The organism is Leucobacter sp. CX169 (assembly GCF_017161405.1).
In the GTDB taxonomy this organism is placed as follows: domain Bacteria; phylum Actinomycetota; class Actinomycetes; order Actinomycetales; family Microbacteriaceae; genus Cx-87.
On record NZ_CP071051.1, the window covers coordinates 442,487 to 458,438 of the forward strand.

13 protein-coding genes are annotated in these 15,952 nt (G+C 69.0%); 9 read left to right on the forward strand and 4 right to left on the reverse strand.

Annotation, left to right across the window (positions count from 1 at the left end):
- Nucleotides 1–38: 38 nt before the first annotated feature.
- Both JW030_RS01910 and JW030_RS01915 read right to left on the reverse strand, forming a co-directional pair.
- Nucleotides 39–1,472: an APC family permease gene (locus tag JW030_RS01910; RefSeq protein WP_241095507.1), complete on the reverse strand. Its 1,434-nt coding sequence runs from the start codon at nt 1,470–1,472 to the stop codon at nt 39–41.
- Between the two features lie 59 nt (nt 1,473–1,531).
- Complete coding sequence (locus tag JW030_RS01915) at nt 1,532–2,629, reverse strand: alcohol dehydrogenase catalytic domain-containing protein (RefSeq protein ID WP_188046698.1); 1,098 nt, start codon at nt 2,627–2,629, stop codon at nt 1,532–1,534.
- Nucleotides 2,630–2,765: 136 nt separating this feature from the next.
- Here JW030_RS01915 and JW030_RS01920 point away from each other — a divergent pair, with 136 nt between their 5' ends.
- Nucleotides 2,766–4,202 (forward strand): CdaR family transcriptional regulator, encoded by a 1,437-nt coding sequence (locus tag JW030_RS01920; protein ID WP_188046697.1) that lies wholly within the window; start codon nt 2,766–2,768, stop codon nt 4,200–4,202.
- 38 nt (nt 4,203–4,240) lie between these two features.
- On the opposite strand, the gene JW030_RS01925 is transcribed toward JW030_RS01920, so the two are convergent.
- Entirely contained in the window at nt 4,241–5,422 is a 1,182-nt protein-coding gene (locus JW030_RS01925; RefSeq protein ID WP_188046696.1) for an acetyl-CoA C-acyltransferase, read from the reverse strand.
- A 149-nt stretch (nt 5,423–5,571) separates the two neighbouring features.
- Here JW030_RS01925 and JW030_RS01930 point away from each other — a divergent pair, with 149 nt between their 5' ends.
- Complete coding sequence (locus JW030_RS01930; protein ID WP_188046695.1) at nt 5,572–6,057, forward strand: hypothetical protein; 486 nt, start codon at nt 5,572–5,574, stop codon at nt 6,055–6,057.
- A gap of 182 nt (nt 6,058–6,239) precedes the next feature.
- Here the strand turns inward: JW030_RS01930 and JW030_RS01935 are convergent, their stop codons facing one another.
- Nucleotides 6,240–7,178: an Lrp/AsnC family transcriptional regulator gene (locus tag JW030_RS01935; protein ID WP_188046694.1), complete on the reverse strand. Its 939-nt coding sequence runs from the start codon at nt 7,176–7,178 to the stop codon at nt 6,240–6,242.
- A 234-nt stretch (nt 7,179–7,412) separates the two neighbouring features.
- Between JW030_RS01935 and JW030_RS01940 the strand changes: the two genes are divergently transcribed.
- The 7 genes from JW030_RS01940 to JW030_RS01970 all read left to right on the forward strand — a co-directional run bounded on the left by JW030_RS01940 (nt 7,413) and on the right by JW030_RS01970 (nt 15,948).
- Nucleotides 7,413–8,267 carry an ABC transporter substrate-binding protein gene (locus JW030_RS01940; RefSeq protein WP_188046693.1) on the forward strand — a complete coding sequence of 285 codons (855 nt, stop codon included), beginning with the start codon at nt 7,413–7,415 and terminating at the stop codon, nt 8,265–8,267.
- A 72-nt stretch (nt 8,268–8,339) separates the two neighbouring features.
- Nucleotides 8,340–9,086 (forward strand): amino acid ABC transporter permease, encoded by a 747-nt coding sequence (locus JW030_RS01945; protein ID WP_188046692.1) that lies wholly within the window; start codon nt 8,340–8,342, stop codon nt 9,084–9,086.
- Nucleotides 9,083–9,892 carry an amino acid ABC transporter ATP-binding protein gene (locus tag JW030_RS01950; protein WP_188046691.1) on the forward strand — a complete coding sequence of 270 codons (810 nt, stop codon included), beginning with the start codon at nt 9,083–9,085 and terminating at the stop codon, nt 9,890–9,892. Before JW030_RS01945 ends, JW030_RS01950 begins: the two co-directional genes overlap by 4 nt.
- Nucleotides 9,882–10,931: a C-terminal binding protein gene (locus tag JW030_RS01955; protein ID WP_188046690.1), complete on the forward strand. Its 1,050-nt coding sequence runs from the start codon at nt 9,882–9,884 to the stop codon at nt 10,929–10,931. The genes JW030_RS01950 and JW030_RS01955 overlap by 11 nt, the downstream gene beginning before the upstream one ends.
- A gap of 2 nt (nt 10,932–10,933) precedes the next feature.
- Nucleotides 10,934–12,622 carry an amidohydrolase gene (locus JW030_RS01960; RefSeq protein WP_188046689.1) on the forward strand — a complete coding sequence of 563 codons (1,689 nt, stop codon included), beginning with the start codon at nt 10,934–10,936 and terminating at the stop codon, nt 12,620–12,622.
- Nucleotides 12,619–14,298, forward strand: coding sequence for a thiamine pyrophosphate-binding protein (locus JW030_RS01965; protein WP_188046688.1), 1,680 nt, complete (start codon nt 12,619–12,621; stop codon nt 14,296–14,298). Before JW030_RS01960 ends, JW030_RS01965 begins: the two co-directional genes overlap by 4 nt.
- Nucleotides 14,299–14,376: 78 nt before the next feature.
- Entirely contained in the window at nt 14,377–15,948 is a 1,572-nt protein-coding gene (locus JW030_RS01970) for an amidohydrolase (RefSeq protein ID WP_206348614.1), read from the forward strand.
- The last annotated feature ends 4 nt before the right edge of the window (nt 15,949–15,952 follow it).

Here is a 15,952-nt window from a genome sequence, read left to right on the forward strand (position 1 = left end):
AATCGGGGCGACGCGCGCGTTTGTGCGAGAGAAGCGGACTAGCCGACGCCCTCGAGCGCGTCCGTCTCGGTGTTGCCGATCGCGGCGAGCACCGCGGGGCGGTTCTTCGCGATGTACGCGTACCAGGCGAGCGCCGCCACCATCGTCACGAGGAAGATGTACGGGATGACGTTCAACGGGTAGGCGGGCACGGGGTAGACGTTCGCAATGAAGACGTAGATCATCGCGAGCACCGCGATCGTCGCGGTGACCCAGACCAGGCCGTTCTTCATGCCCTCGCGGCGCGTGTAGAGCACGCACGCGATGGCGACGAGCGAGTACGCCACCATGTAGCCGAAGGTGCCGTACGTGTCGACCCACACCACGATGTCCATCGGGTGCACGCCGAAGGACAGCATGATGATGTCGAGCAGGATCGCTGCGGGGCCCGCGATGAGCAGCACCCGGTGCGGGGTGAGGTGGGTCGTGTGGGTGCGGCCGAAGCGCTCGGGCACCACGCCCTCCTTGCCCATTACGTAGATGATGCGACCGACTACGTTGAGCGGGGCGACGACCACGGCGAAGAACGAAGCGCCGACGCCAAAGGTCAGCACGGGGGCGAACCAGTCGGGCATGCCGATCTTGTCGGAGATGGCCTGCAGCGGGCTCGCGACGGTGCCGAGGTCCGAACCGAGGACCGCGATCTGTGTGTAGGCAGCGAAGACGTACAGCACGCCGACGACGAGGGCGCTCCACATGATGGCGCGGGGGATTGCGGTGTAGGGGTTCTTCGCCTCGCGGCCGAGCGCGTCCGCTGACGAGAAGCCGACGAAGCCAAGGATGCCGAGCACCATACCCGCGGCGACGCCCTGGAAGGGCACGCCCTCGAGCGAGAACTGCGACGGGTCCCAGGCCTCTGGTCCGATCGCGACGAGCGCGAGCACCAGCAGGATCAGGATGATGGCGACCGAAACGAGTTCGAGCACGAGCGAGACGCGCGCCGAGAGGCGGATTCCACGGATGGTGAAGAGCGTCGCGAGACCGCCGAGCACGATGGCGAGGCCGATCTTGGCGGCCAGGCTGTCCATCGGCAGGCCGAGGTGGCCGAAGAAGTCGCTCATGTACGAGACGGCGCCGCCGAGGGAACCCGCAGCGATGCCCCAGCAGCCGACGATCAGCGCGACACCGGCGGTGTACGCGCCGAGGGGGCCGAGGCCCTTTGAGACGTAGGTGTAGAGCGAACCGGCGGAGGCGTGCTTGCGCGCGAACACCGAGACGCAGTAGCCGACGCAGAGGATGACGATGGTGGCGAGGACGAACGACAGCATGGTGCCGTTGCCGGCGCCCATGAAGATGCCGGCCGCGGTGAACGCGATGACGGCGCTCGGCGCGATGTTCGCGATGGCCTGAGCGGCAAGCTCGGGCCCGCTCATGACGCCGCGGCGGAGGCCGGCGTCGCTGGGCTTGAGCCCGGTAGTGGTGGGTGCGGTCATGGGGAGGGAACTCTCCTTCGAGTTGGGTGGGTCGTCGTGCAGCGGCGAAACGCCGGGAATTACGGGATCAGGAGCGTGCGCAGCACGCCGCCGGCCTCGAGGTCGTCGAGAGCCTCAGCGGCCTCGCTCAGTGGGCGGCGACCCGAGATGAGCGGATCGAGCTTGAGCTGCCCGTCCATGTAGCGGTCCACGAGCGCGGGGATGTCGATGGAGGGGCGAACCGAGCCGTAGTTCGATCCAAGGATGCGCTGGTCGGCCTCGGCGAGAACGAGCGGCTCGAACGATGCCTTGGCGCCGGTCGGGGGCAGCCCGACAATTACAGCGGCGCCGCCGAGACCGAGCATCTTGATGGCCTGCTCGGTCGTGACGGTGCGGCCGATCGCGTCGAACGCGTAGTCGACGCCGTCGGGCAGCAGGGCGAACAGCTGCTCGACCGCGTCGCCCGCCGATGAATCGATGCGGTCGGTCGCGCCGAACTGCATCGCCATCGCGGTCTTGTCGGCGACGATGTCGATCGCGATGATGCGCTCGGCGCCCGCGAGCTTGGCGCCCTGGACGACGTTGAGGCCGACGCCGCCGCAGCCGATGACGGCGACCGTCGAGCCGGGCTCGACGCCCGCCGTGTTGGTGACCGCGCCGACGCCGGTCGCGACGGCGCAACCGACGACCGCGATCACGTCGAGCGGGGCGTCGTCGCGCACCTTGATGGCGCCTGACGCGGGCACGACGACCTCTTCGGCGAACGAGGAGACGCCGAGGTAGTGGTGCACGGGCTCGCCGTCCATCGAGAGGCGGGAGGTTCCGTCAAAGAGCACGCCCTTCGGTGCGACAACGGTCGCGACCTTCTGGCAGCGCGCCTCGTGGCCGAGCAGGCAGTAGCGGCACTCGCCGCACGGCGGGACCCAGCTGAGAACGACGTGGTCGCCGACGGCCAGGGAGGTGACGCCCTCGCCCAGCTCGACGACGACGCCTGAGCCCTCGTGGCCCATGATGAGCGGTGCCGGGGCATCCCACTCGCCGCGCTTCACGTGGAGGTCGGAGTGGCAGACGCCGGCGGCGGCGATCTTGACGCGGACCTCGTTGGCCTTCGGGCCGGCGAGCTCGACCTCGACGTACTCAGCGCGGGTGGCCGGGTCCCGGAACACGATTGCCTTCACGATTACTCCTTCGTAGTGGGCGCCCGCGGGTGCGCGGGAAATGACTTCTCGGAATGTTACGTGGCTGCCGCCCTTGCGGCACTGGGCCAATGGTCGAGAAATTTAGTGCAAGAACAACGTTCGGTACACTTGGCTCGTGTCGCTCACTCTCGAAGCCATTACCCGCGCGGTCGGCGGGGACTGCCAGGTCGCTGGCGTGCACGCCCGTACCCCGGTCGACGGGGTCACCACCATTGACGAGTACGTGGTGGTCGGGAACTCCGAGTTCGCGACGCTGGTCACCGGCTCTGACGCGGAGATTCGCGCGGCGCTGCGCCATCCCGGCAGCCGCCGTGCCGCGCTCACGGGCGCCGCCATCGTGAGTCACGCGGACTCAGTATCGTTGCGCGAGCTCCTCGCGCTGCACGGGGTCACCGGGATCCTGGGGACCCGTCCCCAGGGCGAGGCGCTGCACGCACGGCTCACCGCGCTGGTGGCCGACGACCAGGCCGCGGCCGACCGCCTCGTGACGACGGGCACCAAAGTGCTCACCGAGGTCGCCCGGCGCGGGGGCGCACCCGCGGCGATCACGGAGCTCGCGAGCCGGATCGACGGCTGGGCCGTGCTGCTCGACACCCACGGTCAGCTCATTGCGAGCGCCGGCGCCGGCAGACTGCACATTGACGACGCCGTCGCGGTGGCGTTCAGTCGGCCCGTCCGGGTGCGGCACCCGGGACTGCAGGTGCACCCGATTGGTGTTGACCGCGACCGGGCCGGTTACCTCGTCATCGCGTCGCGCTCGAGCGTGACTAGCCGCAACCGCGCCCTCGCCTCGCAGGCCGCGGCCCTGTTCGACCTTATCTTGCGCACGAGTGACCACTCAGTGACCGAGCGGCTCGGCCGCGAGGTCCTCCTCGACACGCTCCTCGCCGGTGGGCCAGCGGCAAGCGACCTCTTGCGTCGGTGGGGGCTGCACGAGACGAGCCTGACCGCGTTTCAGCTCGGCTCGCGCTCACGCAATATCGACATCGAACGCCTGGCGACGCGCTGGCTCGACGAGCTCGGAACCCTCCACGTGCTCGCCCGTCGCGGCGGCAGCGTGTCGGGATTCGTGCGTGACGACCTCGTGCCCGACCTCCTCGAGCTCGCCGAGCGATTCTCGACGCACGCGCCCGGCGGGCTGTCCCTCGGCCTCGGCTTGTCCGCCCCGGTCGAGTCCCTGGCCCAGTCCGCGAGGCAGGCGAGTCAGGCGTGCGAAACCGCCCTCGACCGCGGCACGCGCGCTCAGCGCTACGAGCGCATTCCGACGGTCGAGTTCGTGCTCGGGATGTTGCCGAGCGACTCTTCCCGTCAACTCGCCGGCGTGCTTGATCCGCTGCGCGATGCGGCGGGGGAACACGGCCTGCTCACCGAAACCCTGCGCGTCTTTCTCGCCGAGAACGGGGGCTGGCGACCCGCCGCTCGTCGCCTCGAGATTCACCGCCAGACGCTCGCCAGCAGGATCCTGCGGGTCGAAGAACTGACCGGATTGACACTTGCGCGCCCCGACGACCGCGCCGCCGCCTGGCTCGCGCTGCGGGCGCTCGGGGACTAGGGGTTCTTCTCCGTGACGTCTGCGTCAGGCCAAGCGCGCTATGCCTTCGGCACGCGCACGATCAGGGCGTCACCCTGGCCGCCGCCGCCGCAGAGAGCCGCCGCGCCGATGCCGCCGCCGCGACGGCGCAGCTCGAGCGCGAGGTGCGCGACGATGCGGGCGCCCGACATGCCGAGCGGGTGACCGAGGGCGATCGCGCCGCCGTTCACGTTGATCTTCTCAAGCGGGATCCCGAGGCGATTCGCCGAGGCGATGCCGACCGCGGCGAAGGCCTCGTTGATCTCGACGAGGTCGAGGTCGGCGGGGGTAATGCCCTCGCGGGCACAGGCGGCCTCGATCGCGTGGGCGGGCTGCTCCTGCAGCGACGTGTCGGGGCCCGCGACCATGCCGTGGGCGCCGATCTCGGCGATCCAGCTGAGACCAGCGGCCTCGGCGGCGTCCCGAGACATCAGCAGCAGCGCGCTCGCGCCGTCAGAAATGGGGGAGGCGTTGCCCGCGGTGATCGTGCCGCCGTCGCGGAACGAGGCGCGCAGGCCCCCAAGCGACTCGGCGGTCGAATCGGGGCGGATGCTCTCGTCGCGCTCGAGCAGCACCTCGCCGCGCGGACCGTGCACGGGCACGACCTCGTCGGTGAAGAATCCGGCATCCCAGGCGGCGGCGGCGAGCTGGTGGGACCGAGCAGCGAAGGCGTCCTGCTCGGCACGGCTGATGCTGAAACGGTCGTTCGCCTGCTCGGTGAGCAGCCCCATCGGCTCGCCGGTCAGCGCGTCCGTAAGGCCGTCGAGCGCCATGTGGTCGGCCATTTCGATGGCACCGTACTTCGTGCCGCGTCGGGCCTCCTGGAGGTGCGGGGCGCGAGTCATCGATTCCTGGCCGCCCGCGATCACGCGGGTGGCGTCGCCCGTGCGCAGCATCATGTCAGCGAGAATGATCGCCTGAATGCCCGAGAGGCAGACCTTGCTGATGGTGGTGGCCGGCACCGAGAGCGGGATCCCGGCGTCGATCGCGGCCTGGCGGGCGGGCAGCTGCCCGGCGCCCGCGGTGAGGACCTGCCCCATGAGCACCTGATCGACCGTCTCGGGCGCGACCCCGGCGCGGTCGAGCGCGCCCCGGATCGCGACTGCGCCAAGCTCGGCACCGCTCAGGCGGGAGGCACCACCCAGCAGCCGGCCCATGGGGGTGCGTGCGGTGGAGACGATGACGGTGGGCGAAGCGCTCATGAACGAGGTCCTTCCGGGGAATGCTGGGGTGGTCGGCGCCGGCAATGGCTCACGTGGGCGGCCTCGCCCACGGGTGATTCGAGCCTACCCCCGACGTGTTCCATCTCCCGGATGAGGCCGGCGACGCCCAGGTCTCATACAATTCGGGCATGGGGCTTGAATCACTTTTCCAACGCATTGACCGCCTGGCCGGAGGCCGTCAGTCGACCGTCACCATCGCAGACCACCACCGGGAACACCCGCGCACGAAACGCGCCTTTCGGTGGGTGTTCTGGCTGTTGGTGTTCGAATTGCTTCTTGGGCTCGGCGCGGTGGTGTTCGCCGTCGTGATCGCCCTGGGAGGCGAGCCCGTGCCGTTTGTCGTCTGGATGCGGACCGTCGTGGTGCTGGGCATGACCGCGACGCTCTTCTACTTCGCCTGGCGCGCGTCGAAGGGCCTGCGGTGGGGGTATCAGCGGCTGCGCCTCTTCGCGCAGATCTTCCCCGTCATCACGCTCGTGATGGCCGCGATCCCGGGGCTCTACCCGACCTGGATGGTCACCGAGCAGATCATTTTCAGCCTCGTTATGATCGGCATCGCGGATTTCCTGACGAGTGACCACATGCGCGAGGCGTTCCGGGCGCCGGAGGCGTAGACCGCGCTGGCCCTGGCGGTCGTGATCCCTCGTCCTTGCCCTCCCTCGACGACCATCCCCGAGACGTCTCAATCTGCGGCTTCCCAGCGATTGAAGCCGCAGATCGAGACTTCTCGATGGCAGGCGAGGTGCAGAATGTGCAAGGTGGGCAGGATCCCTGCGGCGCCGGAGCCCTTTTCTGACTAGCGAATGATGAGTGGATCAGTCTCCGTGCGGCCGATCTGCGCGAGGCGGTGCGTGCTGTGGTGGAAGCGTTCGAGGCTGATCCGGGCGTGGATCCAGCTCTCGGCGGTGCGCACCTCGGGGAGCTCGCGCACCGCGTCAAAGAGTTCGAGGAACTCGGGCTGGGTGCCGAATGCGAGGGTGGCCACGAGGTCGTAGCGCCCGACGGTCTGGGCTAGGAACTCAATTCCCGGGTGCGCCTTGAGGTGCGCGACGAGCGCGGTCTGGTCGCCACTGAGGTTGAAGCCGAAGCCGAACACGAGCTCAGAATTCAGCTCGGTGCGCCCGCGCACGACTCCGATGCGCATCGCATCCGACTCGATCAGGCGGGCCACTCGGCTGCGCGCTGCGCTCGCTGAGAGTCCGACGAGTTCGCCGAGTTCTGCGTACCCGATGCGGCCGTCACGCTGCAGGAGCTCCATGAGCACGAGGTCGGACTTATCGAAGCTTTGCGAGATCGCCCGCGGTTCCTCCCCGAGGAAGAGGCTGCTGAGGATGCGCTCGTAGAGCATGAGGTCGATGTCGATGACGCCGGGCATCTCTCGGATCAGGTGCACGTCGCGCTGCAGTTCCGTCAGGCTCTCTGCGTGCAACTCGGCGATGATCTGGTATTTTCCGGTTGATTCAGACACGAAGACCGGAGAGTCGAGCTGGGCCAGACTTCGCGCAAGGTGCTTCGTTGGTCCGCTCACCCGGATGCTCAGGTGGGCCAGCATGGTGAGCCCGATGAGGCGCGGGTGCACCGCCGCGAAGACGCGAAGGGCGCCGCTCTCGAAGAGGGGGTTCAGGCGGTTCGCGATGCTCATGCGGCTGGTGTCGAGCTGGCGGGCGAGGTCACTGAACGAGGCCCTTCCGTCGCGGCGAAGGAGGGCGATCGAGCGTTCCGTGAGTGAGTCCACCTGAAAAAACTATCGCACTCTGGGTCTCAGGTAAATAACGATGTCGCGGCTAGTGTGGGCAAATTCCGCGCTATTGCCAGGATTTAGTGGGCCCAAGATTGCGATTCCTTTGTGAAGTGACCCCTTTGCGAAGAAAATGCTTTGACAAGTCGAGATTCTTGGGTGATGATCATCAGACCCGACCCTCGCACGATGGATGCGCAGGGAACGATTCGAGCCTCAATGGAGACGCTAATGAAGAAATCGCTGTTCATCCTCGCCGCCGCAGCCACCGTGACCCTGGCCCTTTCCGCGTGTTCGGGCGGCGCCACCTCCGAGCCGTCGGGCGACGGCGCAGCCAGCGCGAATGAGCCCGAGGGCCTCGTGAACGCCGGCACGCTGACCGCCTGCATCGACCCCGAGTACGCTCCGCTCGAGTACTACGCGGATTCGACCGGCGGCGACATCATCGGCTTCGACGCCGACGGCATTCGCGCGCTCGCCGACCACTGGGGCATCGACTACAAGTTCGAGGTCACCTCGTTCGATGGCCTCATGCCCGGCCTGCAGTCGGGCAAGTGCGACGTCATCTTCGGCGGCCTGTACATGAGCGAGGATCGCCTGAAGATCGCCGATGCCGCGCCCATCATGAACGCCGGACCCGCGGTGCTCGCAACCCCCGAGACCGCGAAGACGATCTCCACGCCCGAGGACCTCTGCGGCCTCCGTGTGGTGAGCCAGGCTGCCTCCGCCAACGCGGCGAGCGTCGTCGCGCTCAGCGAGAAGTGCGTTGCGGACGGCAAGGATCCCATCGAGACCGCCGAGTACCCGAAGGTCTCTGAGACCGTGCTCGCGGTGCTCAACGGCAAGGCAGACGCGCTGGTCGAGACGAACGTCGCAGCGGCCTACATGGTGACGCAGAACGAGGGCAAACTGGCCGAGGCCCCGGGTGTCTTCGCGCCCGACACCACCTTCGGTGCCTTCACGAAGCTCGACAACCCCTTCACGGCCGCGCTGGCCACCGCCATTGAAGAGCTCCGCGCCGACGGCACCCTGGCGAAGATCGCCGCCGACTACAACCTCGACGAGAGCATCCTCGAGGTCAAGTAGGCGACTGGTGCGCCGGGGCAACCTCCCGGCGCACCCCCTCCCGATTCCCCCTCTCTTTGGAACAAGGACACCATGCTGTTCGACCCGCAAATCTTCCTTGAACAACTGTTCAATCCCGCCTACCTCTGGGGTGCGCTCCTCTCCATCGGCGTCGCGCTCTGCTCGCTCGTGATCGCGACCGTCATCGGGTTCTTCGTGGCCCTCGGGCGCACCTCGCAGAAGCTGAGCCTGCGCACCCCGGCGAACTTCTACATCTGGTTCTTCCGTGCTCTGCCCGCCCTGCTGGTGCTGCTCATCATGTGGAACGCACTGCCCCAGCTCATCCCCGCCCTCAAGCAGGACTGGTACACCCCGTTCATCGCCGCCTCCATCGGCCTCGGACTCGTCGAGGCGGCCTTCATGGCCGAGATCATTCGCTCGGCGCTGAGCAGCGTTGACGAGGGCCAGTCCCTTGCCGGGCGCGCGCTGGGCATGAAGCCGGGCTCGGTCATGCGGAAGATCATCCTGCCTCAGGCGATCCGCGTCGCCCTTCCCCCGACGGGGAACGAGTTCATCGGGCTGATCAAGTACTCCTCGCTCGCGTCGGTGATCTCGTTGCGAGAGCTCCTCACCACCGCGCAGGTCGGCGTCAACATCACCTTCCGCTACGCCGAGTACTACGCCGTCGCGATCATCTACTACCTGATCATCGTCACGATCATCACCCTGATCCAGAACCGGGTTGAACAGAAGTTCGCCTGGTCGTCCCGCACTCGGGTCAACACCATGACCCGCGCGATCCAGGTCGTCTCCGCACGACAGAAGGAGAAGAGCGCATGAATGCCGACGCGCCACTGAACGCCACTGGGCCGGACACGTCGCTCGTCGTGCCCACGCTCCAGGTGCGCAACCTGCACAAGGCCTACGACGGCAACGAGGTGCTCAAGGGCGTCGAGTTCGACGTCAACAAGGGTCAGGTGAAGGCCGTGCTCGGCCCCTCCGGCTCGGGAAAGTCCACGATGCTGCGCCTCATGGCGCTGCTCGAACCGGCCGACCGCGGCGAGATCCTGTTGGGCGGACACCGCATCGGATCGGAAGATCGTGGCAAGCGCCTGCACCACCTGCCCGAACGCAAGCTCGCGGTGCAGCGCCGCGACATCGGCATGGTGTTTCAGAAGTTCAATCTGTTCCCGCACCTCACCGCGCTCGAGAACGTCGTGGTCGGCCTCACCGAGGTCCAGGGCGCGAAGAAGGCCGAGGCACGTGAGCGCTCGTACGAGATGCTGCAGAAGGTGGGCCTCGGCGACCGCGACAAGCACTTCCCGTCCGAGCTCTCGGGCGGCCAGCAGCAGCGCGTCGCGATCGCCCGCGCCCTCGTGATGAACCCGCAGGTCATGCTCTTTGACGAGCCGACCAGCGCGCTCGACCCCGAGCTCGTCGGTGAGGTGCTCGAGGTAATGGAGCGGCTCGCCGAGTCGGGCATGACCATGATCGTCGTGACCCACGAGGTGCGGTTCGCGCGTCGCGTCGCCAACGAGGTCACCCTGTTCGACAGTGGTGTCATCGTCGAGCAGGCCGAGCCCGAGGCGTTCTTCGAGAACCCGCAGCACGAGCGCACGAAGCGGTTCCTGAGCCATGTCCACTAACCCAGACCAGGGCGGGCGCCCCCTCGCCGTGTACACCGACCTCGACGACACCGACTTCACCGCGGGCGTGCGGCTGCTCGAAGACCAGGGTTTCGAGGTGCGCTACCTCGACACGCAGGATCCGGAAGCGATCGTTGCCGGAGCGCAGGACGCGGTCGCGATGCTCGTGGGGTACGCCACGATCACCGGGGAGATGATCGCGCGGCTGCCGAAGCTCGAGATCATCGCGCTCATGTCGATGGGCTTCAACAACGTCGACACCGCGGCCGCGGCCGAGCACGGGGTCTGGGTGTCGAACATTCCCGGCGCCGCGACCGAGGAGGTCGCGACCCACGCCCTCGCCCTCGCGCTGCACGCCACGCGCGGGCTCTCCTTCTACGGTGAGTCCGTTGTGGCGGGGCGCTGGAACAGTCGGGCCGCCATCGCGCAGCCCCGCCTGAGTGCGCTCACCCTCGGCATTCTCGGCCTCGGCAAGATCGGTTCCAAGCTCGCCGAGCTGGCGCAGCCCCTGTTTGGCGAGATCGTCGGGTACGACCCGTTCCTCCCCGACACCGACGAGACGCGGGCGCGGCTCGCGTCCCTCGGAGTGCGCCGGGCGAGCCTTTCGGAGGTGCGGGACACGGCCAATGTGCTGTCCCTGCACGTCCCGCTCACGCCGGAGACCGAGAGCTTCGTCGACGCCGAGTTTCTCGCGGCGATGCCCCGTGGCTCGTACCTCGTGAACGTCAGCCGCGGGCAGCTCATCGACTCGGCGGCGCTCCGCGCGGCCGTGGACTCCGGCCACCTCGCCGGTGCCGGGCTCGACGTGCTGGACGAGGAGCCGCCGCGGCAGGATCACCCGCTGGTCGACGCCCCCGGCGTCATCGTCACGCCGCACATCGCGTACTACTCGAGCGAGTCCGACGCGGAGTACGTGCGGCAACAGGCGCAGAACGTCGTGACCTATGCCCAGACCGGGCGCCCCGACGCGCCGGTCAACACCCCCACCATTTCCCCCACGCACGCCGCGCCCGCCGCGGCGGCATCCGCAGGAGCGTAACCATGCGAAAACTTGCCACCTACGAAACGCCGGCAGCGACCTTCTCGCCGTCCATCGTGACGGCCGACCGGATCCACACGCTCGACGCCGCGGGGTCGACCGTCACCGCGATGCTCATGTTCGGCGGGGCGATTGCCGCGCTCGGCACGCTCGAGGAGTGCCTCGCCGCCTCGGCCGAGATCAGCCCGCGGACCCCGGAGATCACCGAGCTCGGTGCACACACCGTGCTGCCCGGCTTCATCGACGCGCACGCGCATCCGCTCATGCTCGGGCAGATGATGAGCTGGGTCGACTGCGGCCCCGACCAGGCCGGCTCGATCCCCGAGATGGTGGCCCGGCTCAAGGCCGCGGCCGAGACGGTGCCCGCCGGGCTCCCGATTCGCGGCTACGGCTACGAGCAGCGCAACCTCGCTGAGCGACGCCACCCCACCCGCTTCGAACTCGACGAGGTCGCCACCGACCGCGAGGTCTACGTGATGAACGCGTCGGGCCACGGCGGCGTCGTCAACAGCTACACGTTCGAGCTGCACGGCGTCACGCGCGATACGCCGAACCCGCAGGGCGGCGAGTTCTTCCGCAGCGGCGACGGCGAGCTGACCGGCGAGCTCTCGGACGCGGCCTGCAACATTCTGACCGGGCTCGAGGGTGTGAAGATCGGCCACCACGGACCGAACTTCCACCTGGCCGACGCCCCCGAGGAGCACCGCCGCCAACTCGCGGTGGCCCAGGAGAACTTCTTGCAGGGCGGCGTCACCACGATCGGCGACGCGCAGGTCTCGCGCCGTGAGTTCGACAACTACCTCGCGCTCGCCGAGCGCAACGAGTTGAAGACCCGGTACAGCATGTACCTGCTCTCGCACCTGCTCGAGGAGGCGCTCGAGACCGGGATGCACGGCCAGTTCGGCAACGCGCACCTGAGCTTCGCCGGCATCAAGTTCTACGCCGACGGCACGCTCGGCGGCTGGACGGCCTACTTCCCGGACGGCTATGTGGGCGACCCCTGCCGCACGGGCCAGCTCTACCACGACCCCGCCGACTACACGGAGATGATCTCCCGCGCCCACAGGGTCGGGCTGCAGACGGCCACGCACGCGCAGTCCCCGGACGCGCTCGAGATGGTGATCACCGCGATCGAGGCGGCGCAGGCCGAGCGGCCCGACGCCGACGCGCGCCACCGCATCGAGCACTGCGGGCTGCCCACGCCGGCGCAGATCACGCGCATGGCCGCCGCCGGAATTTACCCGGTGAACCAGCCCCAGCACTACTACAACTGGGGCGAGGGGGTCGAGCAGGCGATCGGCACCCCGGGCGAGCGGTTCAACCCGCTCGGCGAGTTTGAGCGCGCGGGCGTACCCGTCACGATCAGTTCGGACGCCCCGGTGGCCGATCCCCGCCCGATGGAGGCGGTCCAGGCCGCGGTCACCCGGGTGACGCGCCGCGGCGCCAAGCTCGGCCCCGCGGACCTCGCTATCTCGGTCGACACCGCCCTGCGCGGGCACACCATCAGCGCCGCCACCGTGCTCGGCCGAGAGGACGACCTCGGCTCGCTCGAGGTCGGCAAGCGTGCCGACTTCGCCGTGCTGGCCGCCGACCCGTACACGGTCGCGCCCGAGACGATCGCCGAGATCCGGGTCGCGCAGACCTGGGTCGACGGGGTGCGCCAGTACGTCGCGGACGAGGTCGCACGATGATCGCCGTCACCGAGGCCGCCACCGAGCGCGAGCTTGCGGCCCAGGCTGGCGTCGCCATCGATAACGCGGGCCTCGCGGTGCTCACCACGATTCGCAACTACGGCGTCGACACCGTCTTCGGCATCCCCGGCACGCACAACCTCGAGTTCTACCGTCACCTCGCGCCGCTCGGGATCCACCCGGTCACGACCCGCCACGAGCAGGGCGCGGGCTACGGCGCCGACGGCTGGGCGCAGCAGACCGGGTTGCCGGGCGTCGTCATCACGACCTCCGGGCCGGGCCTCTTGAACGCGCTCTCGGCCGCGGGCACCGCTTACTGCGAGTCGCGCCCGCTCATCATCCTCTCGCCCGGTGTGCCGGAGGGGGAGGAGTTCGCCGACATCGGCTCGCTGCACGAGACGAAGGATCCGACCGGAGCCGCCGGCGCGATCGTCGAGTGGAGCCGCCGCGTGGGCAGCGCGACCGAGGCCGTGGCTTGCGTGCACGAGGCCTTCGCGCTCTTCCGCACGGGCCGGCCGCGGCCGGTTCACATCGAGATCCCGCTCAACGTGCTCGAGGGCCAGAGCGATTGCCCGCCGGAACTACTCGCGGCGATCCCTGCCCCGGCGCCCACCGCGGGCACGGCTGCCGAGGTGGACGCCGTCGCCCGGATCCTGTCGGAGGCGAAGCGCCCGCTGATCATCGCGGGCGGGGGAGCGGCGCGGGTCGGCGCGCCCCTCACGGAGCTCGCGGAGCGCCTCGGCGCCCCGGTCGTCACGACGCTCAACGGCAAGGCCGCAGTGTCGGAACACCACCCGCTCTCGATCGGGTCCGAGCTGCGCCTCACCGGCGCTCATGCGCTCATCAACCGTGCGGATGCGGTGCTCGTGCTCGGCTCGAAGCTCGGTGAGGCCGAGCTCTGGGGCGGCGTCATCGCGCCCGAGGGGCCGGTGTTGCGCGTTGACGTGCTCGGCTCACAGCTCCAGAAGAACGTCGCGGTCGCGGCGGGCGTCGTGGGCCACTGCGAGGCGGTCGTGCCGCAGCTCACCGCCGCGCTCGCCGGGCAGGATCGCCCCGCCTGGGTCGACCTGGACGCCGTGCGTGCCGAGCTCGCCGAGGAGTCAGCTGGCTTCTCGCCGGTGCTCAACGGCGTCGCCGCGCGGATCGCCTCCGTGCTGCCCGTCGACTCGATCGTCGGCGGCGACAGCTCGCAGATCACGTACTTCGGTATGGCGAGCCGCGCGGTACAGGAGCGCTCACACTCGTTCCTCTACACCCCGGCGTACGCCACGCTCGGCTATGGCCTGCCCGCCTCGATCGGCGCGCGGGTGGCGAGTCCGGATCGCCCGGTCGTGTGTGTGCTCGGCGACGGCGCGCTCATGTTCGCCATCCAGGAGTTTGCGACCGCCATCGAGCAGCGCCTCGACCTGACCGTCGTGTGCGTCGACAACGGCGGCTACGCCGAGATCAAGCAGAACGAGCGCGACCGTGGCATCGCGCCGGTGGGCGTGGATCTCGCGCAGCCGGACTGGGCCGCGCTGGCCGACGCGTTCGGCGGGCACGGGCACCGCGTAGTGGATCAGGGCGACCTCGAGCGCGTGATTGCCGGGGCGATCGTCGAGCCAGGGCTCAGCCTCGTGCACGTGCCGCTGGAGCTCTTCCCGGATGCCGCGGCGCCTGCCGGGGACCCGGCGTAACCCTCCCCACCGGGCCGGGGCGGCCCCCATCGCCCCGGCCCCTTCTTTTCCCGCACACCCGAGAACGAAAGACATTCCGTGAACGCCATCACCCTCAGCACTGACGCCAAGCTCACCGCCCAAGTCTGGATCGACGAACACCTCGAGCAGCTGCTCGAATGGCACAGCCACATTTGGGAGCTCGCCGAGCCCGCCTGGCGCGAGTTTCGGTCCGCAGAGTGGTACGTCGGCCTGCTGCGGGAGCAAGGATTCACGGTCGAGGCGGGCTCGGCGGGCATGCCGACGGCGTTCAGCGCGAGCTGGTCGAACGGCGACGGCCCGACCCTGCTCACCTACGCCGAGTACGACGCGGTGCCGGGCAACAGTCAGGCGGCGTCGGTCAGCGAGACGCCGCGCGACGGCCTGAGCCGATTCGCCCCGGGGCATACCGACCCGCACTCGGTGCTCGGCATCTCGACGCTGGCCGGGCTGCTCGGCACGAAGCACGCGATGACGGTGCACGGCATCACCGGCACGCTGAACTACACGGGCGAGCCCGCCGAGAAGATGCACGGGTCGAAGGTCGTCCACGGCCTGCGCGGCTACTACGACTCGGCCGATGCGATCGTCAGCTTCCACCCCTTCTACATGCTGCCGCTGTGCAACACCGCGCGCTGGGACACCCAGTGCGGCGCGTACTACAGCAAGGTCTACAGTTTCGTCTGCGATGCGCCCGAGACCTGGCAGCTGTCGGCGAACCAGAACTCGCCCATCCCCGCCTCGCACTCCGCGGCCCGCGCCCCCGGTGCCAACGTCGCGCTGTCGCAGATGTACACCTCCTCGCGCATCATGCAGGACGCCATGCTGCCGAGCTTTGGCGGTTGGAGCCTGTCCGACGCGATCCTGACGGAGGGGCAGGCGACCGCGGACAATCTGCCGGCCCGCATCGCGCGCGTGCAGTACTCTTGGCGCACCCCCGATGTCGAGATGGCCGAGCACGTGCTCGCAGTGCTCGATCGAAACGCCGTACATGCCGCCGCGATGGCGCACTGCGAGCTCGAAACCACCTGGGTGGCGCGCAGCCGACCCGGGCGCACGAACCACGCGATGGCGAGCGTGCTCTACGCCAACCTCGAGGCGGTCGGGGCGCCAAGCTACGGCCCCGAGGCGATCGCGGTCGCGCAGGATATCCAGCGCACCCTGGGGCTCGAGCCCACTGAGCGCCCGTTCCTCGCCGAGACCGAGCAACTGATCGACCCCGAGAGCGCCGAGCGCGCCCTGCGCGAGCACCTCGCGCCCTGGCAGCGCAACTGGACGAGCGACGACTACGTCGAGATGACGCACTACGCGCCGACCGTCCGGTTCTACGTCTCGCGCCCCGCCCTCGAGCCCGCCGCGGGCCGCGGCGCCTACCCGGCCTGGGTGATGAACGCGATGGGCGGCATTCCCGCCACGATCGCGCCGACCATCCTCACTGCGGGCAAGACTGTGTCGGGGACCTTCATCGATCTGCTTACGCAGCCCGAGCTGCTGGCCGAGGCGCAGGCGGAGTTCGCGCGCCGGGTCGAGGAAGACCCGATGCCGCCGCTGTTGCCGGCCGACTTCGAGGCGCCGATCAGCCTGCCGTGGCCCGACTACCGGGAGCACGCGGGGGAGCGGTTCTGGGGCTAAGCAC

Bases quoted from the DNA above. Each gene is read 5' to 3' on its own strand.
- JW030_RS01955 (WP_188046690.1), top strand. From the start codon at position 9,882: ATGTCCACTAACCCAGACCAGGGCGGGCGCCCCCTCGCCGTGTACACC.
- JW030_RS01965 (WP_188046688.1), top strand. From the start codon at position 12,619: ATGATCGCCGTCACCGAGGCCGCCACCGAGCGCGAGCTTGCGGCCCAG.
- JW030_RS01950 (WP_188046691.1), top strand. From the start codon at position 9,083: ATGAATGCCGACGCGCCACTGAACGCCACTGGGCCGGACACGTCGCTC.
- JW030_RS01960 (WP_188046689.1), top strand. From the start codon at position 10,934: ATGCGAAAACTTGCCACCTACGAAACGCCGGCAGCGACCTTCTCGCCG.
- JW030_RS01940 (WP_188046693.1), top strand. From the start codon at position 7,413: ATGAAGAAATCGCTGTTCATCCTCGCCGCCGCAGCCACCGTGACCCTG.
- JW030_RS01930 (WP_188046695.1), top strand. From the start codon at position 5,572: ATGGGGCTTGAATCACTTTTCCAACGCATTGACCGCCTGGCCGGAGGC.
- JW030_RS01945 (WP_188046692.1), top strand. From the start codon at position 8,340: ATGCTGTTCGACCCGCAAATCTTCCTTGAACAACTGTTCAATCCCGCC.
- JW030_RS01925 (WP_188046696.1), bottom strand. From the start codon at position 5,422: ATGAGCGCTTCGCCCACCGTCATCGTCTCCACCGCACGCACCCCCATG.
- JW030_RS01910 (WP_241095507.1), bottom strand. From the start codon at position 1,472: ATGACCGCACCCACCACTACCGGGCTCAAGCCCAGCGACGCCGGCCTC.